20 protein-coding genes are annotated in these 22,484 nt (G+C 65.5%); 10 read left to right on the top strand and 10 right to left on the bottom strand.

Going from position 1 to position 22,484, the window contains the following annotated elements:
* Nucleotides 1-118: 118 nt before the first annotated feature.
* Nucleotides 119-766 carry a hypothetical protein gene (locus V3B25_RS01085; protein WP_329809853.1) on the bottom strand — a complete coding sequence of 216 codons (648 nt, stop codon included), beginning with the start codon at nt 764-766 and terminating at the stop codon, nt 119-121.
* 293 nt (nt 767-1,059) lie between these two features.
* Here V3B25_RS01085 and V3B25_RS01080 point away from each other — a divergent pair, with 293 nt between their 5' ends.
* Entirely contained in the window at nt 1,060-3,522 is a 2,463-nt protein-coding gene (locus V3B25_RS01080; protein ID WP_329809852.1) for a prolyl oligopeptidase family serine peptidase, read from the top strand.
* Nucleotides 3,523-3,712: 190 nt separating this feature from the next.
* Complete coding sequence (locus tag V3B25_RS01075; protein WP_005410210.1) at nt 3,713-4,033, top strand: hypothetical protein; 321 nt, start codon at nt 3,713-3,715, stop codon at nt 4,031-4,033.
* A gap of 10 nt (nt 4,034-4,043) precedes the next feature.
* Here the strand turns inward: V3B25_RS01075 and V3B25_RS01070 are convergent, their stop codons facing one another.
* The gene (locus V3B25_RS01070; protein WP_329809851.1) at nt 4,044-5,027 is read right to left on the bottom strand and encodes a hypothetical protein; all 984 of its coding nucleotides are present in this window, start codon (nt 5,025-5,027) and stop codon (nt 4,044-4,046) included.
* 138 nt (nt 5,028-5,165) lie between these two features.
* Between V3B25_RS01070 and V3B25_RS01065 the strand changes: the two genes are divergently transcribed.
* Both V3B25_RS01065 and V3B25_RS01060 read left to right on the top strand, forming a co-directional pair.
* Nucleotides 5,166-6,131: a DUF2268 domain-containing putative Zn-dependent protease gene (locus V3B25_RS01065; protein ID WP_329809850.1), complete on the top strand. Its 966-nt coding sequence runs from the start codon at nt 5,166-5,168 to the stop codon at nt 6,129-6,131.
* Nucleotides 6,132-6,180: 49 nt separating this feature from the next.
* Nucleotides 6,181-6,969, top strand: a complete 789-nt coding sequence (locus V3B25_RS01060; protein WP_329809849.1) for an SGNH/GDSL hydrolase family protein — start codon at nt 6,181-6,183, stop codon at nt 6,967-6,969.
* Here the strand turns inward: V3B25_RS01060 and V3B25_RS01055 are convergent.
* The gene (locus V3B25_RS01055; RefSeq protein ID WP_329809848.1) at nt 6,944-7,828 is read right to left on the bottom strand and encodes a LysR substrate-binding domain-containing protein; all 885 of its coding nucleotides are present in this window, start codon (nt 7,826-7,828) and stop codon (nt 6,944-6,946) included. The genes V3B25_RS01060 and V3B25_RS01055 overlap by 26 nt on opposite strands.
* Nucleotides 7,829-7,933: 105 nt before the next feature.
* Between V3B25_RS01055 and V3B25_RS01050 the strand changes: the two genes are divergently transcribed.
* Complete coding sequence (locus V3B25_RS01050) at nt 7,934-9,067, top strand: agmatine deiminase family protein (protein WP_065724465.1); 1,134 nt, start codon at nt 7,934-7,936, stop codon at nt 9,065-9,067.
* 6 nt (nt 9,068-9,073) lie between these two features.
* Here V3B25_RS01050 and V3B25_RS01045 read toward each other — a convergent pair whose 3' ends face one another.
* Complete coding sequence (locus V3B25_RS01045) at nt 9,074-9,619, bottom strand: thioesterase family protein (RefSeq protein ID WP_049397600.1); 546 nt, start codon at nt 9,617-9,619, stop codon at nt 9,074-9,076.
* 69 nt (nt 9,620-9,688) lie between these two features.
* Here V3B25_RS01045 and V3B25_RS01040 point away from each other — a divergent pair, with 69 nt between their 5' ends.
* The 4 genes from V3B25_RS01040 to V3B25_RS01025 all read left to right on the top strand — a co-directional run bounded on the left by V3B25_RS01040 (nt 9,689) and on the right by V3B25_RS01025 (nt 12,271).
* Nucleotides 9,689-10,264 carry a TetR/AcrR family transcriptional regulator gene (locus V3B25_RS01040; protein ID WP_329809847.1) on the top strand — a complete coding sequence of 192 codons (576 nt, stop codon included), beginning with the start codon at nt 9,689-9,691 and terminating at the stop codon, nt 10,262-10,264.
* Between the two features lie 52 nt (nt 10,265-10,316).
* Complete coding sequence (locus V3B25_RS01035) at nt 10,317-10,700, top strand: nuclear transport factor 2 family protein (protein ID WP_049463189.1); 384 nt, start codon at nt 10,317-10,319, stop codon at nt 10,698-10,700.
* Between the two features lie 153 nt (nt 10,701-10,853).
* A complete protein-coding gene (locus tag V3B25_RS01030) occupies nt 10,854-11,633 on the top strand; it encodes a hypothetical protein (protein WP_329809846.1) in 780 nt (259 codons plus the stop codon).
* Between the two features lie 116 nt (nt 11,634-11,749).
* Complete coding sequence (locus V3B25_RS01025) at nt 11,750-12,271, top strand: hypothetical protein (RefSeq protein WP_049422135.1); 522 nt, start codon at nt 11,750-11,752, stop codon at nt 12,269-12,271.
* A 46-nt stretch (nt 12,272-12,317) separates the two neighbouring features.
* Here the strand turns inward: V3B25_RS01025 and V3B25_RS01020 are convergent, their stop codons facing one another.
* Both V3B25_RS01020 and V3B25_RS01015 read right to left on the bottom strand, forming a co-directional pair.
* Nucleotides 12,318-14,426 (bottom strand): TonB-dependent receptor, encoded by a 2,109-nt coding sequence (locus tag V3B25_RS01020; protein WP_329809845.1) that lies wholly within the window; start codon nt 14,424-14,426, stop codon nt 12,318-12,320.
* Nucleotides 14,427-14,613: 187 nt separating this feature from the next.
* On the bottom strand, nt 14,614-16,050 hold the full coding sequence (locus V3B25_RS01015; RefSeq protein WP_154352892.1) for a serine hydrolase domain-containing protein: 1,437 nt from the start codon (nt 16,048-16,050) through the stop codon (nt 14,614-14,616).
* 189 nt (nt 16,051-16,239) lie between these two features.
* Here V3B25_RS01015 and V3B25_RS01010 point away from each other — a divergent pair, with 189 nt between their 5' ends.
* Nucleotides 16,240-16,908 (top strand): GAD-like domain-containing protein, encoded by a 669-nt coding sequence (locus V3B25_RS01010; RefSeq protein ID WP_049422136.1) that lies wholly within the window; start codon nt 16,240-16,242, stop codon nt 16,906-16,908.
* A 238-nt stretch (nt 16,909-17,146) separates the two neighbouring features.
* On the opposite strand, the gene hutU is transcribed toward V3B25_RS01010, so the two are convergent.
* From hutU to hutI, 4 genes are read right to left on the bottom strand one after another with little or no spacing between them, the layout of a single operon-like run.
* Complete coding sequence (gene hutU / locus V3B25_RS01005; protein ID WP_049399643.1) at nt 17,147-18,814, bottom strand: urocanate hydratase; 1,668 nt, start codon at nt 18,812-18,814, stop codon at nt 17,147-17,149.
* On the bottom strand, nt 18,811-19,665 hold the full coding sequence (gene hutG, locus V3B25_RS01000; protein WP_049422106.1) for an N-formylglutamate deformylase: 855 nt from the start codon (nt 19,663-19,665) through the stop codon (nt 18,811-18,813). The genes hutU and hutG overlap by 4 nt, the downstream gene beginning before the upstream one ends.
* Entirely contained in the window at nt 19,662-21,203 is a 1,542-nt protein-coding gene (hutH, locus tag V3B25_RS00995; protein ID WP_329809844.1) for a histidine ammonia-lyase, read from the bottom strand. Before hutH ends, hutG begins: the two co-directional genes overlap by 4 nt.
* Nucleotides 21,200-22,423 carry an imidazolonepropionase gene (gene hutI, locus V3B25_RS00990; RefSeq protein WP_049422108.1) on the bottom strand — a complete coding sequence of 408 codons (1,224 nt, stop codon included), beginning with the start codon at nt 22,421-22,423 and terminating at the stop codon, nt 21,200-21,202. The genes hutH and hutI overlap by 4 nt, the downstream gene beginning before the upstream one ends.
* Nucleotides 22,424-22,484: the final 61 nt, after the last annotated feature.

Below are 22,484 nucleotides of genomic sequence, written 5' to 3'. Positions count from 1 at the left end.
CACCGGTCGGTTGCGCATATGGGCAATGGTGAAAGGTCTTCTTTGGGTTTAAGAACAAGGTAGTGGATGTTCTTTCATTTGGTGGTGATTTTGAGTTTTTATGCATGCATTCGCACGCCTATATATTGGGTGTCTGGTAAAAAATATTTCCGAATTTGTCTCTCACTATGATGCTGTCTTTGTGCCGTTCGAGGCTCTTGAATTGATCCGCGAATATGAGTTCATCGGGTTTTGTTTCAAGTATTGTGTTTTCAAATATGATCTCGCGGCCCTGGGTCGCATTGAGGGTGAGCGAGAATAAATCCGGCGTGAGCCTGCATAGAAGCGATGCCCGGAGTCCGTCTTCTCTATAATATTTTGTTTGGTGCGTCCATTCGTTTTTATATCCGGAATTTCTGAAAAGGTCGATTGCTTCCGTTAGTTCCGGTGTTGGAATGGGGGGGCGAAGGGAGACTGTATTGAGTCCACGCTCGATCATTGAAAGGTAGAATTCGTGGCGATCGTTGTTGTTTAATTTTTCGTAGTGATCGATCTGGAATGGTACTGGTGAGCTGATTGCATTCGAGCCCTTGACGATCTTTATACTGGTTTGAAGTGCTGATCCTTGAATAATAATCCTGTTGAATCCAGTTGAATGAAATCGAAGGGGTTTAAGCCTCCTTTCCAGGAAATTGCACGCGTATCGCGACCTGAAGCCGAAAGGTATGGCGACTTCCTTGGGGAACTCGTCGGGATCGAGATAAAGGTAGATTTTCCGGAGGATCATTGTGCTGCTGACGGGGTAGGGATGTTGTTGATGCTAGGCGCCGCAAGGGCAGCCGGACAGGAAAATCGGGGCCGGGAATCGTGGCTAAAGGAGCCATCTCTCCCGGGAAGCGGCAGTAGATCGTTGCCTGGAGCCAGCTTCGGTTCTTTCTTGAGTGCCCCGCGGCGTGTTCTCCGATGCACTTTGCCCCATCCGGCCACTAGCCCTTCCGGCCCATTCACGACAACCCCTGCGGTGCTAGATTCGGGGCCATGCCCGATTCCGGGTACCCATTCACACCCCAGGGGATAAGGATGCTGATCCGTCGAACCTCTCTGGCAGCGGCCGTTGCCGTTGCCACCGTCGGCCTGCTGGCCGCTGGCCCGGCGCTTGCCGATTACGCGAAGCCGCCGGAGCACCTGCTCAAGGTGCTGAAGGCACCGCCGCCGCCAGCACCGAACGTGGCCCCGGGCGGCCAGCGCCTGCTGCTGACCACCGCGCAGACCTATCCGTCGATCAGCCGCGTCGCCCAGCCGTACCTGAAGCTGGCCGGCGTTCGGCTGGAGCCGAAGAACCGCAGTCGGCATGACACCCCCGGCGGCTACGGTATTCCGGCCTGCGTGGCCGACTTCACCCTGGTCGATATCGGCAGCGGCAAGGAGACCAAGGTCAACCTGCCGCAGGGCTGCGCCACTGGCGCGCTGTGGTCGGCCGACGGCAGCCATTTCGCCTTCCAGAATGCGGTCGATACCAGCGTGCAGCTGTGGGTGGGCGATGCGGCCACCGGCCAGGTGAAGCAGGTGCCGAACGTACAGCTGAATCCGATCTTCGGCTACACCGTGCAGTGGCTGGGTGGCAGCCAGAACCTGCTGGTGAAACTGGTGCCGGCCAATCAGGGTCCGGCGCCGTCCAACGGTGGCGTGCCGACCGGTCCGGATGCGCAGGAATCGCTGGGCAGCAGTGGCGAGAGCAGCACCTACGAAGCCCGCGACACGCTGACCAGCGTGCATGATGAAAAGCTGTTCGCCTACTACGGTGCCTCGCAGCTGGCCGTGGTCGATACCGCCGCGGGCAGCGTGCGCCCGGTGGGGCAGCCTGCGCTGTTCAACGAGGTCAGCGCCGCGCCCGATGGCGTGCACGTGCTGACCGAATCGATCAAGGCGCCGTACTCACATGCGGTGACCTACCAGCGCTTCGCCAATGATGTGGCCGTACTGGACGTGAGCAATGGCCGCAGCACGCCGATCGCCAGCCTGCCGCTGGCGGATCGCGTGCCGGTGCACGGCGTACCGGAAGGCCCGCGCGGTTTCGACTGGCGAGCCACCGATCCGGCGACCCTGGTCTATGCCGAAGCGCTGGACAAGGGCGACTGGAAAGTCAGCGTGCCGCACCGTGACCGCGTACTGATGCTGAAGGCCCCGTTCAACGGCAGGCCGACCGAGATCACCCGTACCGCGCAGCGATTCGAGGGCTTCGCGTGGACCGCCGATCCGGCCGTAGCCTTCCAGTACGAGCACGACGAGAACCGTCACTGGATGCAGACCCGCATCGTCGACGTGGACCAGCCGAAGAAGGAAGGTCGCCTGCTGTGGGACATGTCCAGCGATGAGCTGTACGGCAACCCCGGCAACCTCGTGTTCACCCGCCTGCCGAATGGCGCGCAGGTCGTGCGCCGTGAGGGCAACCACGTGTTCCTCAGCGGCCGTGGCGCCTCGCCGCAGGGCGATCGTCCGTTCCTCGACCGCCTGGACCAGGGCACGCTGAAGAGCGAGCGCCTGTTCCGTAGCAGTGCCGACGCCTACGAACAGTTCCTCGGCTTCAGCAACACGCCGGGGCGCTACCTGACCTGGCACCAGTCGGTGATCGATCCGCCGAACGCCTTCATCCGCCAGCAGGGGGAGGCAGTGGCCGATGCGAAGACCGGCGAGGCGCAGTTCGCGTCCACCGCGACCGCGCTGACCAAACTGGTCGACCCGACCCCGGAAGTGCGCCAGATCAAGAAGCAGTTGGTGACCTACAAGCGTGCCGATGGCGTGGACCTGTCGTTCACCCTGTACACGCCGCCGGGCTACAAGGAGGGCCAGCGCGTGCCGGCGATCCTGTACGCCTACCCGGCCGACTTCGCCAATGCCGCGCAGGCCGGCCAGGTGTCCGGTTCGCAGCAGACCTTCACCCGCCTGCAGCCGTACCGCCTGATGCTGCTGGCCGGCTACGCGATCATCGACAATGCCTCGTTCCCGATCGTAGGTGACCCGAAGAACGCCTACGACACCTACCTGGAGCAGCTGGAAGCCGACGCCAAGGCAGCGGTGGACAAGGCCGTGGACATGGGCGTGGTCGACCGCAACCGCATCGGCGTGACCGGTCACAGCCACGGCGGCCTGATGACCGCCAACCTGATCGCGCACACCAACCTGTTCAAGGCCGGTGTGGCGACCAGCGGTTCGTACAACAAGACCTTTACCCCGTTCGGCTTCCAGAACGAGCGTCGCTCGGTATGGCAGGCGCAGGACGTGTACCTGAAGGCCTCGCCGTTCTTCTATGCCGACAAGATCAAGCTGCCGCTGCTGCTGGTGCACGGTGAGGACGATGCCAACCCGGGCACCGAACCGTTCCAGTCGCGCAAGCTCTACCAGGCCATTCGTGGCAACGGCGGTACCACCCGCCTGGTGATGCTGCCGAACGAACCGCACTGGTACACCGCGCTGGAGTCCAACGAGCAGCTGGTGTCGGAGATGCTGAACTGGTTCGACACCTACGTGAAGAACGCCAAGTGAAGGAACAGGAAGGCCACCTCTGGGTGGCCTTCCTGCATCCTGCTGTAGCGCCGAGCCCACGCTCGGCTGTAACCAGCCGCACGTGCTCTGCAATCAACTGTGGAGACTCGGTAACGACGTGTTACCGGCACATTCGCGTGCCACGCAGATGGGCTAGGCTGGCCCTGTGAGTTCGTCCCGGGTCGGTGCAATGAAAGCCATCGTTCTTGCTGCAACGTTGTCGTTGGTCCTGGTTTCAAACGCCCATGCCCAGTCGCTGCCCACCGAGCTGGCGCAGCTGGGGATCATCGCCGGCATGCCCTACGCCAAGGCCAAGCGCCTGCTGGATGCTGCGGGATGGCAGGTGAAGCCGGCGCAGGGCGCGCCGGAATCGCTGGAGGGCTTTCCGGAAGTGGGGTGCCAGAAGGGCGGGAAGCAGTGCGCGACGACCTTCGAGAAGGGTGAACAGCAGATTGCGGTGCGGCTGGGCACTACCCTGGCAGGGCAGCCGTTCGTGCAGAGCGCTGATTGAGCACCCGCCCTCACGCCAGCGGTAGGCGGTCCTGCGCGTGCGACATCCGGTCATGCAGATCGCGCACGTGCTCGGCCTTGGCATGCACCCGGGTGGTATCGCCGAAACTGCGTAGATAAGCGCAGGCTGCGAAGCCGGCGCTCTTCTTTTCGTACTCGGCAATCCAGGCCAATCGATCCGGATTGTTGGCCTGTTCGGATGACCACGCGGCCACTGGCGGGCGGATGCGGTACTTCAGGCCGACGCGCCACGGCTTCGGTGTCAGTCGCGCACGGAAGCAATGCTGCAGCCGGCACATGCGCGCGTACAGGGTATCGGTGCCCAGTGCCTTGAAGAATGCCTGCAGCTGCTCGTCCTCCGGGGAGAACGTGGCATGCATCGCCAGTACGCGCAGTCCCGCAGGCGTCCGGTAGGCGCGCAGATGCCAGTGGGGGTGTTGTTCGCTGAAGGCTTCCACGCGTCGCAGCGCCAACCCCTCGGCGCCCCCGGCGGCGGCCAGCCGCTGCCTGCGGCGCATCAGCAATGCCGCATTGACCAGAACCACCGCCGCCACGCCCAGCACCAGTCCCACCAGCCAATGCCACAGCAGCGTGCCGGTGACGGCGCCGGCAAGCAGCACGACCGCCGCAACGATGGTCGGCATCACGCAGCCGGCTGGCGGCTGCGCATGGTCGATGTCGGCGAACAGTACGTCCGGGCTGTTGAGGCACAGTGCGCCATAGCTGTTGCGGGTTATGACGACGTCGCCGTCGCGCTGCACGATCTGCTCGCGGATCGGCACGCCTTCCACGCCGTAGTTGCTGCGCACTTCGCGACGCGGCAGCACCTGTCCGGCGAGGATGGCATTGAGGGCTTCATTGGCGCGGCGGTCGGCGTGCACCTGCGCCTCGGCAGGGCCTTCGTCGGACCAGCCGAAGCGGCGCACCACCACCGGCCGGCCACGGAAACGGGCCTGCAGGCGGGCTTCGGCCCAGTAGGCGGGAACGATCATCATCGCGGGGTGCTCTATCTTCCGTGGCAGGTGCCAACGCGAGTCTGGCACAGCGCCGGGGTGCCCGCATCTGCTTGCTGCGGCGGCCGGGTCGGAGTGATAGATTGCGCGCTTCGCATGCACTCCACCAAGGACGGAGCGATGTCCATGACCCTGCGCGGCCTGTTGGCCCTGGCCTGTGCCGGGGTGGTTGGCATGGCCACGGCGGCGGCACCGGCCGGGCCGCAGATTGTCACTGACGATGTCAGCCGTTTCTACGCGCTGTACGACAACGCAGGTGGCAAACCCAGCGTTGCGCAGTTGCGTGGCTACATGGCCGAGGGTTCGGCGGGCCTGGCCGAGCTGGCCAAGGCGCGCCGGGTCACCCCCGAGCGCATTGCCGAGTCCATCGCCAGCCAGCCGGAGCTGTATGTGCAGGGGCGAAGCTGCCTGGCCGAACTGCCGGCGGTGAAACAACGTCTGACGCAGGTGTTTTCCAACCTGCAGGCCATCTATCCGCAGGCTGCGTTTCCGCCGGTGACCATCGCCGTCGGCCGTGGTCGTCCGGTAGGGTTGACCTCGAAAAGCGGCGTGATCATCGGCCTGGAAGCGCTGTGCGCAGCCGATTTCATGAATCCCAATGTGCAGGACCGCTTCGTGCATGTGATCGCGCACGAGTACGTGCACATCCAGCAGACCGGCCTGACCGACTTCGAGCCGGGCGACCCGCATGCGACGGTGCTGCGTGTTTCGTTGGGCGAGGGCATTGCTGAGTTCATCGCCGAACTGATTTCCGGCAACGTCGGCAACGGGCGACATGCGGCGTGGACGCGCGGCAGGGAAGTGCATATCGAGAGCGCATTCGCGCTGGATCTGGACAGCACCGATCTGTCGCCGTGGCTGTACAACTACAAGCCCGGTTCGCAGGAACCCTATGACCTCGGGTACTGGGTGGGATACCGCATCGCCAAGGCCTATTACCTGCAGGCCAAGAACAAGCGTGACGCGGTGCGTGCGCTGATCCAGCAGGACAACCCGAAGGCGATCCTGGCCGCCAGCGGCTGGACGCCGGGTATGTGGATGCCGGCGAAAGTCACGGGTGTGGCGGCGCGTACGGCTGCACGCTGAGCACGGGGTGGGGCGTTAGACTGCTGAAGATGATTTCAGGAGTACCCGCATGCGTGGACCTGTTGAGCTTGCCACTGCCACTGTCGTGACGTTGGGCCTCGCGTTGGCTTCTCCGCTGGGTGCCGCCGAAGTCGTCGCAGTCAATCCGCTGCTGCAGACGCCCATCGACCAGTTGCGCCCCGACGAGGTTCGTTTCATGCAGCAGCGCCTGGCCGATTTTCCGGAGCTGCAACGCTATCGTGATGCCAATGCGCGCCTACCTGATGCGGTGCCCGGCCAGCCGCGCGTGGTGTTCTTCGGTGACTCCATCACCGAAGGTTGGGGCAGGGAAGGCAGTGCCGGTTTCTTCCCCGGCAAGGGCTGGCTCAACCGCGGCATCAGCGGCCAGACCACGGCGCAGATGCTGGTGCGTTTCCCGCAGGACGTGCTGGCACTGAAGCCACAGGTGGTGGTGATCCTGGCCGGCACCAACGACATTGCAGGCAACACTGGCCCATCCACGCAGGCGATGATCGAAGATAACCTGCACGCGATGGTGGACCTTGCCCGTGCACATGGCATCGCCGTAGTACTGGCATCAGTGCTGCCGGTCAGCGATTACCCGTGGCTGCCGGGCACAGCACCTGCGCCCAAGGTGCGTGCATTGAACACGGCATTGAAGCGCTATGCCGATGCACAGCAGCTGGTCTATCTGGACTACTACACGCCGATGGCCAATGCGATCGGCGGACTGGACCCGCAGTTGGCGGAGGACGGCGTGCATCCTACGGCGAAGGGCTATGCGGTGATGGCGCCGTTGGCCGAGGCGGCGGTCAAGCGCGCGCTGCAGCAGAAGTAGCTTCTGCGGGCAGACTCGCCAGCAACCACTCACAGAAACTGATCACCAGCGGATCGGCCGCGCTGTCCTCATGCACCAGCCAGCTCCAGCGCGGGCCGCGCACGCGTGCATCATCCAATGGTTGCAGCAGGCCTTGTTCGCACGCACGCGCGCTCAGCAGTTCGCTGACCAGTGCGATGCCCAGCCCTTGGCACGCGGCATCCAGCAACTGCCCGGGCTCGGAGAAATTCATTCCCTCGCGACGCTGGCCGACATCGGCGCCACCCTGTACCTGCCATTGGCTCCAGTCCATCTCGCGCTCGCCATGCAGGGTGAGGCGTTCGTGCGCCGGTGTGGCGAGCAGGGCCGGATGGCAGGCTGGATAGAGACGATCCTGCAGCAGCACGCGATGCTGGCACTGCGCCTGTGAGTCGAGGTCATCACGTACCGCTACGTCCAGCGTCTGCGTGGTCATGTCCGGCGCTTCCTCGCTGGTCAGCAGCCACAGATCGGCGTCGGGATGCAGCCGGTGAAAGCTGGCCAGGCGTGGCACCAGCCAATGCCGAGCAAAGGCCGGGCTGGCGTTGACGATCAGTTGATTGGGCTTGCGGTACTGATCGAGCCGGCGGATGCCGCTGGCCAGCTGCCGCAGCAGCGCCTGCGTTGTTTCCAGCAGGTCGATGCCGGCATCGGTGAGGGTGACGCTGCGGCCCTGCCGGAAGAACAACGGCTGCTGCAGCGACGCTTCCAGACCCCGGATCTGCTGGCTGATGGCCGACTGGGTCAGGTGCAGTTCCCCCGCCGCACGGTGGAAACTGCCCAGCCGGGCGGCAGCCTCGAAACCCCGCAGGGCGTTCAGCGGTGGCCAGTGCTTGAGCATTTCAGATAAGTAAAACTATTCATTGGATGGCTGAATCTATCGTTTTTTCTTATGTGTCGGCAAGCGCAGCATAGCGCCCATCCCACACCGGCCATGGAGCCTGTCATGAGCAACCGTCGTCACTTCCTCACCCAGCTGGCGGGCGCCGCCGGCCTTGGCGGCCTGGCCGCTCTGGGTCTGGCCGGGCTGCCGGGTCGCGTGGCGGCGGCGGCGCCGGGTGCAGGCATCTGGCGCATGCCCGATGAACATGGCCCACAGGAACGCGTGTTCCTTGCCTTCGCCGCGCAGCCGCGGGTGTGGGGCGCGCAAGCCGATGCGGTGAACACCGCCGTGGCGCGGTTGGCCCGTACCATCGCCCGCCACCAGCCGGTCAGCGTGCTGTGCCGCCCGGCGCAGTTGAAGCAGGCGCAGGATCGCTGTGGCCGCGACAACATCGAGTTCCTCGAGGTGCCGCTGGATGACATCTGGGTGCGCGACTATGGTGGGTGCTTCGTCACCGATGGCCAGGGCGGGCTGGGCCTGGTCGACTTCAACTTCAATGGCTGGGGCGGCAAGCAGAGCGCGCGCAACGATGGCGCGGTGGCGCCGTGGCTGGCGCAGGTGACTGGCGCGACGCTGCTGGAAAGCGATCTGGTGGGCGAGGGCGGTGGCATCGAAGTCGATGGCCATGGCACGGCCATCCTCACCGAAAGCTGCTGGGTCAACCGCAACCGCAATCCGGACTGGTCGCGCGCGGATATCGAGGCCGAGCTGAAGCATCACCTGGGCCTGCGCAAGGTGATCTGGCTGCCCGGCATCGCCGGCAAGGACATCACCGATGCGCACGTGGACTTCTATGCGCGTTTCGTGCGGCCGGGCGTGGTGATCGCCAATCTGGACAACGATCCGGAGTCCTACGATTACGACCTGACCCGCGAGCATCTGCGGATCCTGCGCGGGGCCACCGATGCCGATGGCCGTCGCCTGCAGGTGCATACGCTGCCGCCGCCGCTGGACGGGCGCGACAACGTGCATACGCGCGACAACGACGATCTGGCGATGGGCTACATCAACTACCTGCCGATCAACGGCGCAGTGGTCGCGCCGCAGTTCGGAGACGACGAAGCCGATGGATTCTGCCGTGAACTACTGGAAGACATGTATCCCGGCCGCGTGATCGAGCAGGTGGATATCGATGCCATCGCGGGCGGCGGTGGCGGCATCCATTGCGTGACCAAGAACATGCCGAAGGTGGGCTGACGCCTCTCAGGCGTCGTCCTGTTTCAACGCCGCATCGGCAGCCAGCAGCGCCTCGGCGGCCGCACTGAGCGGCGGCGACGGCGGGGCGACCACGCCGATCGCTTCCATCATCTTCGGCATACCCAGGAACTGCCGTGCGCGGCGGTCGTAGATGCCGGTGACCAGCAGTGCACGGGTGGCGATCTTCTGCTCGGGCCCGATCAGTACGCGTTGCTCCATGATCCCGCGCGAGCCGACCCAGCCGACCAGCCGCGTTTCCAGGGTGAAGCGCTGGAATGGCTTCAGCTCGCGGCGGAACTGGATGGTGCCGGCGCCGACGATCGGTGCCCACTTCTCGCGCAGCGCCACCCGGCCCAGGCCCATGCGCAGGATCAGGTCCAGCCGGCCCAGGTCGAAGATGTTCCAGTAGCGGCCGTTGGTCATGTGCAGGTTGCTGTCCAGGTCATTGGGCAGTACCCGGAACTGCAGCCGCGAGACCCCGAACGGGGCCTCCAGCTTGGGCCGGAACAGGCTGCACAGGAGCAGGTGGAGCAGGCGGAACCAGAGATTCATGGTTATGACGACTGTTATAGAATCGCCGGTACGCTAATCTATGACGACTGTCCTGGCAAGGAGCCTGCCGTGAGCCCGCGTCCCTCTGATGCGCCACAACGCGTGATTGATGCTGCGGCACAGATGCTGGCGCGTGTGGGCCTCAATGCCACCAGCATCCGTGAGGTCACCAAGCTTGCCGAGGCGCCGCTGGGCTCCACCTATCACCACTTTCCCGGCGGCAAGCAGGAGCTGTTGGCGCGTGCCACCCATATGGCCGGCGACAAGGTCGAAGCGTTGTTGGTGGAGCTGCTGAAGGGCGGGGCGGTGCAGGGCCTGCAGCAGTTCCTGACGATGTGGCGCGAGCGCCTGCTGCGCTCCGGGTTCCGCGCCGGCTGCCCGGTGCTGGCCGCTGCGGTGGAGGAGCCGGTTGACGCGGTGCACAGCCAGCCGCGCGCGGCAGCTGCAGAGGTATTCGCGCGCTGGCAGGGCCATCTGGCCGCAGCGTTCGTCGACGACGGACACGATCCGGCCGCCGCGGGTGGGCTGGCCAGTCTGGTGATCGCCAGCGTGGAAGGTGCGGTGGCGATGTGCCGCGCACTGCAGGACATCGCCCCGTTCGACCAGGTGGCCGCGCAGTTGCTGAAGGCCGCCGCGCGGCCTTGATCCGGCGGCACGGTCGCGGGAGACTCGGCGCAGGCCCTGACTGGACGCCGCCATGGACGAATCGCACTGCCGTCACCTGATCGAGCACTACCTGCAGGCCTACAACCGCTTCGACATCGACGCCATGCTGGCGGTGCTGGCGCATAACGTGCGTTTCGAGAACCACAGCGGCAGCCAGCTGACGATGGTCACCGAAGGCATCGATGCCTTCGGCGAACTGGCACGGCAATCGGCGCCGTTGTTCCGCGAGCGCGAGCAGCGGTTGCTCGAGTTGACCTTCGAGGATGGCATGGCGCTGGCCAGGATCGGCTGGCGTGGCGTGTTCGCGCAGGACATTCCCGATGGTCCCAGTGCGGGCACGGAACTGGCCCTGCAGGGACGCAGCGAGTTCGCTTTTGAGGACGGTCGCATCGTGCGGATCATCGACCGCAGCTGAGGATCGATGGCACAGGTCCGCCGTCTGGACAGCGGACCTGCCCGCGGTAGAATCCGCCCACCACCGCTTACGCGTGCCCGGCAAGGACGTCCGCATGCAGTATCAGGTTTTCGAGCTTCCACGCTGCACGATCTGCGGCATCCAGCGGCGCCGATGAAACGCACCCGTTTCTTTACACGCAGCCCATTGAAGCTGCCGGCTAATCGCGGCAGTGAAGTCGTGCGCGCGCGGCAGCATCTGCAGCAGCTCGGCTGGCCGCGCCTGCAGATGGCGCTGATCGTGGCCCTGACCGGTGCGGCCGGTTTCCTCGCCTCGCACCTGCTGCGTCTGGCCGGTATCGACGCGATGCTGCTGCGCTACCCGATGGCCGTGCTGCTGGCCTATGGCGTATTCCTGCTGCTGATGTGGATCTGGATCCGCTGGCGCTGGGACAACGTGCTGGATGGCCTGTCGCCGGATGTGGGCAGTTGCAGCCCATCGCCTCGCGGAAGTGCCGTGGAATCACCGTGGAGCGGCGTCGGTGGCCGTTCTGGAGGTGGCGGCGCGTCAGCTTCGTGGAATGAGTCGGCGCGGGTCAGCGGCGGCGATGCCAGTGAGCTGCCGTTGACCGGCCTGGCCGAAGACGAAGCGGGCCTGCCGTTGCTCGCGATCCTCGGCCTCGTCGCGCTGGTGGCGACCGTTCTGCTGGCCAGCGTGTGGATTGTGTGGTCGGCGCCAGTGCTGATGGCTGAGCTGCTGGTGGACGCGGCCATCGCCGGAGGCCTGTACCGGCGCATGCAGGGCATGCGGGAGCAGGGATGGTGGCGCGTATGCGTGACGCACACGATCTGGCCGCTGCTCGGGTTGTTGGTGTTTTTCACCGTTGTTGGATGGCTCGCACAGGAGCTGGCACTAGGTGCGGTCAGTCTGGCCCAGGCATTTCGGGCACTGTAGCGGCGCATGTGGATGGCCGAGCCCAGTTTTTCGTTCCTGGCCTACCCTGCGCTATGATCCGCGCCAAGGCCAAGGTATGTGGCCGGCTGTCAACCACCACTGACGAGGAAGAGCGCATGGATGTCGCTGCACACCGCAACAGGACGTTGTTTCGTTGGACCATGTTGGTGCTGCTGGCGGTGTTGTTGCCGTTTGCAGCACTGGCACAGCCTGCAGCCGGGCAGGCCGATGGCGCCGAAGCCGCCACCACCGCTACGGAAGAGGCGCAATGCCGCGCCTGCACTTATGAGCGCATTGGGCCCAAGGTCGATATCGGCCTGGTGGCCCTGATTTCGCTGCTGGTGGTGGGCCTGCTGGTGGCGGTATCCCGCGAATGGGGCACCACCTCGCAACGATGGACCTGCCGCACGCTGGCCCTGTTGCTGGTGGGTTTCGGTGTGGCGTTGCTGTGGTGGGCTGGCAGCATCGTCTACCTGGGCTACAACCCGTGGCAGGAAATGGCCGCCCCCGTCGATGGCTCGCTCACCTCGACACTGCTCACTACCTCACCGAAGTGGCTGGCGGCGATGGTGCTGATCGGCTTCGCGCCTTCCATCTGGAAACGCAGCGAGCGCCTGCCGGCGTGGCGCATCAGCTGACATTGAAACGGCGGCGCTGGATCACACCCGGCGCCGCCTGCGGTCATCAGTCAAAGCGCAAACGCACACCAGCGTAGATGCCACGGCCTTCGCCCGGCGTCGAGCGGGCAATATCCTTGCCGGCATCGTTGTAGCCCGGCGTGACCGTGGCGGCGTAGTGGCGGTTGCCGATGTTGCGCATCTCCGCCCAGGCCTGCCAGCGGCCACCGGGTGCGTCGTAGCCGATGCGGCTGCCGAAGATCACATGGCTGTCGGCCCAATAGCTGTTGGCGTAGTCCACGGCGATGCGCGAGGCGTATTCGGTATTGAGCGCAGCGTACAGGCCGGACGCGTGATCGAAGCGCAGCTCGGCCTGGTAGGCGTGGCGCGGCAGGCCGGGCAGGCGGTTGCTGCCGAAACGCGCATCGTGGCGATAGCGGAGGTCGCTGAAGGTGTACGCCTGACGCAGCGACAGGCGGCCCGGTGCAGCCTGCCACAGGGTGCTGTCCAATCCGGCTTCGATGCCGCGGTGCACGGTGGGGCTGGCGTTGTTCTCGGCGATGAACAGGTTCGGCACCGGCTGCAGCTCGACGCTCAGCAGTTCGTGGTTTACGTGCGCGTAGTAGCCGGTCAGTTCCCAGCGACCCAGCGCCGCGTCACCGCGCGCGCCCAGTTCCAGCGTGGTGGCGGTCTGGTTCTGCATCGGCACCGGCGTGCGCTGGCGTCCGGTGGACGGGCCATTGCCCGGCCCGAAGTACTGGTTCGAGCCCCAGATCATCGACCACGGGTGCGGTGCTTCCACCGAGCGGCTTAGGTTTCCGAACCACTGGGTCTGGGCGCTGTGCTGCCAGGTGAAGCCCAGTCGCGGCGCATAGTCCCAGTCGTGGTCGCGCAGGCGGCCACCGCTGCTTGGCCAGGTCACCTGCACATCGCGGCGGGTGTTGATCAGTGCCAGCCCGGTCTGCATGCGCAGGCGGTCATTGAAGGTGAGGGTATTGCTGACGTGCAGCGTGCTGTCGGTGCCGTGGTGGCGGAAGTCACGCGTGCGCGTACCGGCGGCATAGCCGTTGCTGGCAAAGCGCAGCGACTCGCGCACATCGGCGTCCAGATCGTGGGTGACGCGCAGGCCGACCGTGGTTTCGCTGTCCAGGCCGAACAGCCGGTGCCGGTGGCGGTAGTCCAGCGTGGCGTTGAGGTTGGCGTAGTCCAACTGCTGGCGGTACAGGCTCTCGTTCAAGTCCATCGGGTACGTGTGGTAGACCAGCCCGGCCTGCAGCGAGGAATCCTCATCGATCTGCAGCGTGGTGACGTTGCCCAGCCAGGTGCTGCCCGGCTGCGGGCGACGCGCATCGATGGCCAGATTGGCCGGGTTGGCTGCATGCGGGTCGTTGCGAATCTGGTCGCGGGTCAGGCGACCGGGTGTTTCGTGATTGGTTTCGCGGTAACGCACGAAGAAGCGCGTCTGCAGATCGGGGGTGACCTGCCAGCCGATGTTGGCCATCGCGCCCTTGCCATCGCCGCGCGCATGGCGCTGGTAACCGTCGAATTCGGTATCGGTGTAGGCCAGGAAGTAGTCGACATCACCACTGACGCCGCCCCAGCTGATCCCACGCTTCTGGTAGCCACGGCTGCCGGCTTCGTAGTGCAGCTGCACGCCCGTCGAATCACGGCCGCTGCGGCTGACGTAGTCGATGGCCCCGCCCAGCGCCAGCGCGCCACGCTCGAAACCGTTGGCGCCGCGCAGGACTTCTACGCGCGATAACCAAAGCGGTTCCAGCAGTTCGTAGGGTGTGCCGCCCGGGCCGGTCAGCGGCAGGCCGTCGATCGACACCGCAATACCCGAGGCATGCGCGCCGGGGCCACGGTTGATGCCCGAGCCCCGGATCGAGACCTTGGTGCCCTCATTACCCGGTGACTGCGCGCTGATGCCCGGTTGGTAGGCCAGCACATCGGCACTGCTGGACAAGCGGCTGTCGGCCTTGGCTACGTCGATGACGTTGCTGGCGCCGGGTACGCGCTTCAGCGCCTCGCGCGCCTGGGCGCTGGCATCGGCGGCGGTGACCTGCACCGCATCCAGCGTGGTGGCCTGAGGGGCCGCAGCGGCGGTGGAGGAAAGGCCGAGGGAAACGGCCAGGAACAGCAGTGATCGGGTGGGGCGGTACGACGAGAGCGACATGCGGGAATGCTGTAAACCACGAAAGTGGCGCGCAAGTTAACAGGTCGCGCGCGCCACGTCACCCATCGGCGGCGTATGGCCGCCCGCGCTCCTTGTAGAGTCGAGCTTGCTCGACTGTCTTTCGCTTTCTGTAGAGTCGAGCCTTGCTCGACTGCCTCTGTGTGCCGGAGTCGAGCACGGCTCGACTCTACAGAGCCGGTTTCGCCAGCGCCTTGGCCTTCGCGTACAGCCGATCAGCCGCTTCCCTATCGCCCAATGCCGCATGGCACTCGGCCAGGCTGTCCCACGCGTTGGCCGAATCCGGATACAACTCGGCGTTGAGCGCGAACACTTTCAGTGCCTTGCTGGCACCCAGACTCTCGCGGATGGCATAGCCATCGGCATTGATCGCACGTTCCAGTTCGCCGGTGGGAACGCCGTTGCTGACGCGCAGCCAGCTACGCATCTGCGGTTTCGCATCGGTGCTGTCATCCAGCGCATAGCCGATCAACCGCTCGGACAACACCGCATGCGGAAACTCCCCGGGCGCGGCCACCCCCATCATGCTCTCCACCAGCGTGCTGGACCAGACATTGCGGGCGCTGCCGTTGGTCAGGTACACGAACACCCAGTAGCCGCTGGCCAGCGTGCCCTTGTAGGCCAATCGCGCACGTACACGGGTGCCACCATCGTGGCCGACCTGGGTGTAGCCGTCGCTTCGGGTGGTGTCCCAACCGGTGGAGAAGAAATTGCTGCCGCCACCGCTCAGTTTCTGCGGTTGCCAGAGTCTTTCCAGGGTCGCCGTGCGCACCAGCTTTCCGCTCGCCAGCGCCTGCAGGAAACGGTTCATGTCGCCCACGGTGGTCTGCAGATCGGCATGGCCCCAGCCGTAGTCCGGCCAGGCATCTTCATTGGCCGGCTGCAGCTGGCCGTCCTTGCCGATGTAAGGCACCGCCGCGCGCTTGGCTGGCACGCTGGCAACGCCCCACGAGGTGCTGGTCATCTTCAGCGGTTGCAGGATGCGTTCGCGCGCGATGGCCGGGTAGGGCTTGCGGTAGTGCGCTTCCAGCAACGCCGTCAGTACCAGGTAGTTGGCCTGGGTGTACTGCACGCGGCTGCCGGCGGCGAACTGCATCGGTGTCGCGCCGGCCACCTTCAGCGCTGCTGCAAGGTCCGGCGCCACTCCGGTGTAGCCCTTGCTCACCCAGCGGTTGTCCACCCGGTCGTAATACTCGCCGATACCCGAGCTGTGGTTGAGGAAATCGCGTACGTGAATGGTCTGCCATGCTGATGGCAGGTCCGGCACATAGCGACTGGCCGGCGCATCCAGATCCACCTTGCCCTGATCCACCAGTTGCATCACCAGCGTGCTGGTCAGCAGCTTGGCCATCGATTGCGCGGCGAAGATGGTATCGACGGTGGCCGGTGCATGGGTAGCGGGATCACGTTCACCGCTGGCGCCCTGGTACAGCACCTGGCCATTGTGCGCGACCAGTACCGCCTGGCCGGCGATGCCGTAGCGCTCGCGGTTGGCCTGCAGTTGGGTGTCGAGCTGAGCAGAGAGAGTGCCGGGAGCGCTACGTGCAGAAGCGATCGGAACGGTGAACAGGGCACAGAGCAATGCGGCAGCAAGGGTGCGGTACATCGCGGTGATCCGTCAGCGGTGATGGCGCATGTTGGTCACGGCGGGAGAGCGGGTCAAGCGGGGCTGGCGGCAATGTGAATGAATGAATTTCCAATGGTCTGTCGTAAACAGCTCTTAGAATCTGATGAAGCACCAGATATAAGAGCGCCTCAGTCCACGCCGACGAAACAGTCCAAGATGGGAGGGACAATGGAAGATGATGAAGATTTCGCGCTCTTCATCGAGAGCTTCGGTGAGGCAACTGAACACGATCCGGTGCCAGAGACCGCGTTCTCCAAGTGGGCGGGCATCTTGCCTGAATCGCTCTTGAGCTATTGGCGTCGGGATGGATGGGCGAACTATGGCAATGGACGGCTGTGGACGGTGAATCCCGAGGACTACGAAGGCCTGATGCACATGTGGTTGTCTGGTACGCCATTTCCCCTGATCGATACCTACCATGTGTTTGCCAGAAGCGGGTTTGGACGGCTCTACCTGTGCGGCGAAGCATCAGGCGCTGGCGTGAGCATCGATCCGATCCGCAGTGAAGTATTTGCTCTTCAGAACTGTTTGAGACCCAAGCCTCTCGCACGGCAGGAGGGTGGCATCAAGGCATTCTTCGCTTGCGCGGAGCTTGACGACTTTGATCTGATGGATGGGGCCGAAGAGCTGCCTTTCGACAGGGTTGTGAGCACTTGCGGGCACTTGATGGCGGATGAGATGTATGGCTTTGAGCCAGCGCTGGTTTGCGGCGGCGAAGTAGCCATTGGCAATCTGCGCAGGTTCAAGCTTCAGCCGCACCTGCACATGCTGAGGGAGTTCGCCGCGCCTGCGTTTCCACGCTATGCGAACAATGTGAAACCGCTGGCCCGGAAGTGATCCGAAGGACCCAATCATGTAGAGCCGAGCCCATGCTTGGCTGCCTTCCCTGGAAGCATTGAGCCGAGCATGGCTCGGCTCTACAGGTGCCTTCCGGTAGTGGCGGGCGCGGGGCGGCCCCCCCCCGGGCCCCCCCACAGGCCCCCCCGAGGCCCCCCCCGGTACTCTTCGCCCCGCCGCGGCCCGGCCCGGTCAGGTGCCTCCCGGTAGTGCCGGCCGCGGGCCGGCACCCCTGCGATCAGCCAAGGATGCCCGGCAGATCCAGCCCCTTTTCCTTCGCGCAGTCGATCGCGATTTCATAGCCTGCATCGGCATGGCGCATCACGCCGGTGGCCGGGTCGTTCCACAGCACCCGACCAATCCGCTTGGCTGCGGCCTCGGTGCCATCGCAGACGATCACCATGCCGGCGTGCTGCGAGAAGCCCATGCCGACGCCACCGCCGTGGTGCAGGGACACCCAGGTCGCGCCGCTGGCGGTGTTGAGCAGGGCGTTCAGCAGCGGCCAGTCGGAAACCGCATCGGAGCCATCAGCCATCGCTTCGGTTTCGCGGTTCGGCGATGCCACGCTGCCGCTGTCCAGATGGTCACGGCCGATCACCACCGGTGCCTTCAGTTCGCCGTTGGCCACCATCTCGTTGAAGGCCAGGCCGAGGCGATCACGGTCACCCAGGCCGACCCAGCAGATGCGCGCCGGCAGGCCCTGGAACTTGATCTTCTCGGCAGCCATGTCCAGCCAGCGGTGCAGGTGCGGGTTGTCCGGAATCAGTTCCTTCACCTTGGCATCGGTCTTGGCGATGTCTTCCGGATCGCCGCTCAGTGCGGCCCAGCGGAACGGGCCGATGCCGCGGCAGAACAGCGGGCGGATGTAGGCCGGCACGAAACCGGGGAAGTCGAAGGCATTGGCCACGCCTTCCTCCAGTGCCATCTGCCGCAGGTTGTTGCCGTAGTCCACGGTCGGCACGCCCAGCGCGTGGAAGCCAAGCATGGCGCGGATGTGGTTGGCCATCGACGCGCGCGCGGCTTTCTCCACTTCCTTGGGCGCGGAGACACGTTTCTCATCCCACTGCTCGACCGTCCAGCCCTGCGGCAAGTAGCCGTTCACCGGGTCGTGCGCGGAGGTCTGGTCGGTCAGCAGGTCCGGCTTCACGCCGCGCTTGAGCAGTTCAGCCAGTACATCGGCGACATTGCCGAGCAGGCCCACCGACTTCGGCGTACCGGCCTTGCACGATTCGTCGATCAGGCGCAGCGCTTCGTCCAGATTGTCGGTCCAGGTGTCGAGGTAGCCGGTGCGCAGTCGCATGTCGATGCTGCTCTTGCGGCATTCGACGGCCAGGCAGGAGGCGCCGGCCATCACGGCAGCCAGCGGCTGTGCGCCACCCATGCCACCGAGGCCACCGGTGAACAGCCACTTGCCGGTCAGGTCGCCACCGAAGTGCTGGCGGCCCATCTCCACGAAGGTCTCGTAGGTGCCCTGCACGATGCCCTGCGCGCCGATGTAGATCCAGCTGCCGGCGGTCATCTGGCCATACATGGCCAGGCCCTTCTTATCCAGCTCGTTGAAGTGGTCCCAGTTGGCCCAGCGCGGTACCAGGTTGGAATTGGCGATCAGCACGCGCGGCGCATCGGCATGGGTGCGGAACACGCCCACCGGCTTGCCCGACTGCACCAGCAGGGTCTGGTCGTCGTCCAGGCGCTTGAGCGTCTCGACGATGGCATCAAAACTCTCCCAGTCGCGCGCGGCGCGGCCGATGCCGCCATACACCACCAGTTCCTGCGGCCGTTCGGCCACGTCCGGATGCAGGTTGTTCATCAGCATGCGCAGTGGCGCTTCGGTCAGCCAGCTCTTGGCGTTCAGCGTGGTGCCGGTCGGCGCGGCAATGGTGCGGGTCGGGTCGTTGCGGGTCATGCGGCGCTCCGGTTCGTAGCGAATTCAAGACAGGCGTTGAGCACCTGCGCCAGGGTGTGGCGCAGCGGTGCGGCGTGGTCGGGGTCGAGCGGGGTGGGCCAGCTGTGCTCGTCCACCTGGTCCGGCAGGGGTTCGTGCATGTAGCCGCGGCAGGCCAGTTCCATCTGCAGGCTGTGCACGCCGCCGGCGACGTTGCTGTAGTGGCGGGTGATCCAGCCGCCCTTGAAGCGGCCGTTGCGCACCTGGCTCATGCCACTGATCTTCATCAGGTTCTCCACCACGTCGCTCAGGGTGTTGTCGCAGGAGGTGTCCGGTGCGCCGGACGGACCAGCAGTCCCCAGGTTGAACTGCGGCAGTTCGCCCTCGAACAGGTGCGGGATATGCGAGCGGATCGAGTGCGCGTCGTACACCACCACGGTGCCGTGGCGTGCACGCAGGCGCGTGATCTGCGAAGCCAGCGCATCGTGGTAAGGCAGGAAATACGTGTCGCGACGACGGGCGATTTCTGCTTCGTCCGGTTCGTGCCCGGCGTGGTACAGCGGCTGGTTGTCGAAGGTCGTCAGCGGACACAGGCCGGTGGTGTTCTGGCCCGGGTACAGCGACACGCCGCTGGGATCGCGGTTGAGGTCGATCACCGAACGCGAGATCGTTGAGCGCACCGTGGTCGCGCCCATGCCGCGCACGAAGTCATACAGCTCGTGCACCCACCAGTCGGCATCGCGGCGTGCCAGCCAGGGCGAGTGATAGTCGCCGATCAGGTCGTGCGGCAGCTCGCTGCCGGTATGCGGGAAGCTGACGATGAGGGGGGCATCGCCCTCGTGCACCGTCAACCATTCAGGAAGGGTCGTCATGCCTGCGGTTCCACAGTCGGCAACAGATCGCCCAGGCCCTGCGCCAGCGCGCCACTGCGCACCAGATTCGTGGCGGTCACCATGTCGGGGTGGAAGTAGCGGTCTTCTTCCAGCGTCGGCACCTGCGAGCGCAGGGTGGCGCGCACGCTTTCCAGTGCGGCACTGGAGCGCAGCGGCGCGTGGAAGTCGCAGCCCTGCGCAGCGGCCAGCAGTTCGATGCCGATCACGTTGGCGGCGTTCTCGGCCATCTGCATCAGGCGGCGCGCACCGTGCGCAGCCATCGACACATGATCTTCCTGGTTGGCCGAGGTCGGGATCGAATCAACACTGGCCGGGTAGGCGCGCTGCTTGTTTTCCGAGACCAGCGCCGCGGCGGTCACCTGCGGAATCATGAAGCCGGAATTCAGGCCCGGGCGAGGGGTCAGGAACGCCGGCAGGCCGGACAGCGCCGGGTCCACCAGCATCGCCAGGCGGCGCTCGCTGATCGAGCCGATCTCGCACACCGCCATCGCCAGCATGTCGGCGGCGAAGGCCACCGGTTCGGCGTGGAAGTTGCCGCCTGACAGTGCCTCGCCGGTATCGGTGAACACCAGCGGATTGTCGGACACGCCGTTGGCTTCGATTTCCAGCGTGGTCGCAGCCTGGCGCAGGATGTCCAGCGCTGCGCCCATCACCTGCGGCTGGCAGCGCAGGCAGTACGGGTCCTGCACGCGCACGTCGTTGTCGCGGTGCGATTCGCGGATGTCCGAGCCCTGCATCAACGTGCGCAGCGTGGCCGCAGTGGCGATCTGCCCGCGCTGGCCGCGGATGGCATGGATGCGCGGGTCGAACGGGGTATCCGAGCCCTTGGCTGCTTCCACCGACAGCGCACCAGTGACCAGCGCGGCCTGGAACACGGTTTCGATCTCGAACAGGCCGGCCAGCGCATAGGCGGTGGAGAACTGGGTGCCGTTGAGCAGGGCCAGGCCTTCCTTCGCGCCCAGCTCGATCGGTTGCAGGCCGACACGTGCCAGTGCGTCGACCGCCGGTAGGCGTTCGTCACCGATGAAGGCTTCGCCGACGCCCAGCATCACGCTGGCCAGGTGCGAGAGCGGCGCCAGGTCACCCGAGGCACCCACCGAGCCCTGTGCGGGCACCACCGGCAGCACACCCTTGACCAGCATTGCTTCCAGCAGCAGCAGGGTTTCCTCGCGCACGCCCGAAGCGCCCTGCGCCAGGCTGACCAGCTTCAGCGCCATCATCAGTCGCACCACATTCGCCGGCATCGGCTCACCGACGCCGGCCGCGTGCGAGAGCACGATGTTCCGCTGCAGGGTGGCCAGGTCCTCGCGCTCGATGCGCACGCTGGCCAGCTTGCCGAAGCCGGTGTTGATGCCATAGACCGGCGCGCCCTTGGCGACGATGGCAGCCACGGTCGCGGCACTGGCACGCACCACCGGCAGCGCGGCCGGGTCCAGTGCAAGCGGCGCACCGCGATAGACCTGCCGCCACTGGGCGAGGGTGACATGGCCGGGGCGAAGAACCAGGGTGTTGCTCATGTGTTGCTCCAGGAGGCAGGCAGGTCGGGCTGTCCGCGCACCACGCGCGCGTGCAGCGGGTTGAATCCAATGCGATAGACCAGGTCGGCGGGGGCGTCGATGTCCCAGATCGCCAGGTCGCAGTCCAGGCCCACGGCCAGGCGGCCGATGCGGTTGCCATGGCCCAGCGCGCGCGCCGCTTCACGGGTGAAGCCGGCGATGCATTCGTCCACGGTAAGGCGGAAAAGGGTGGCGCCCATGTTCATCGCCAGCAGCGGGCTGGTCAGCGGCGAGGTGCCCGGGTTGCTGTCGGTGGCCAGCGCCAGCGGCACGCCGGCCGCACGCAGCGCGGCGATCGGCGGCAGCGTGGTATCGCGAGTGAAATAGAAGGCGCCGGGCAGCAGCACCGCCACGGTACCGGCCGCGGCCATCGCGGCGATGCCGGCATCGTCCAGGTGTTCGATATGGTCGGCCGAGAGGGCACCGAAGCTGGCGGCCAGTTCGGCGCCATGCTGGTTGCTCAGCTGCTCGGCGTGGATCTTGATCGCCAGTCCGTGTGTGTGCGCGGCTTCGAAAACCTGCCGTGCCTGCGCCGGCGAGAAGGCGATGTTCTCGCAGAACACATCCACTGCTTCGGCCAGGCCTTCGGCGGCGATGGCCGGAATCATCACATTGCACACCTCGTCGGTGTATTCCTGTGCTTCGCGGCCCGGCGGAATCGCGTGTGCGCCGAGGAAGGTGGTCACCACGTTGACCCGGCATTCCTCGCCCAGCGCACGCGCCACCTGCAGCTGCTTGCGCTCGTCGGGCAGGGTCAGGCCGTAGCCGGACTTGATCTCGAGGGTGGTCACGCCCTCGGCGCGCATCGCCAGCAACCGTGGGCGGCTTTCGCGGGCCAGCTGTTCCGGCGTGGCGGCGCGGGTGGCGCGCACGGTGGAGACGATGCCGCCGCCGGCACGGGCGATGTCGGCATAGCTGACGCCCTGCAGGCGCTGCTCGAACTCGTTGGCGCGGTTGCCGGCGTAGACCAGGTGGGTGTGGCAGTCGATCAGGCCCGGCGAGATCCAGCGGCCTTCGCCGTCGATGCGGGTGGTCGGTTGCAGGTGGGCATCGCTGCCGGCGGTGCCGACGTGGACGATGCGTCCGTCGGCGCAGGCCAGCACGCCATCGCGGATGACGCCCAGGCCGTCGCCGTCGAGGGTGATCAGGTGAACGTTGGACCAGAGGGTATCGACGTGCATGGCATCCACAACGCGGCTGTGCTTATATGTCTATACAATATAGGCGTCCATTTCGGGTTGT

The sequence above is a fragment of the Stenotrophomonas sp. SMYL8 genome (assembly GCF_036320065.1).
Classification (GTDB): Bacteria; Pseudomonadota; Gammaproteobacteria; order Xanthomonadales; family Xanthomonadaceae; genus Stenotrophomonas; species Stenotrophomonas maltophilia_A.
Note: the sequence above shows the minus strand (reverse complement) of the source record. Positions and strands in the feature narration are given on the sequence as shown.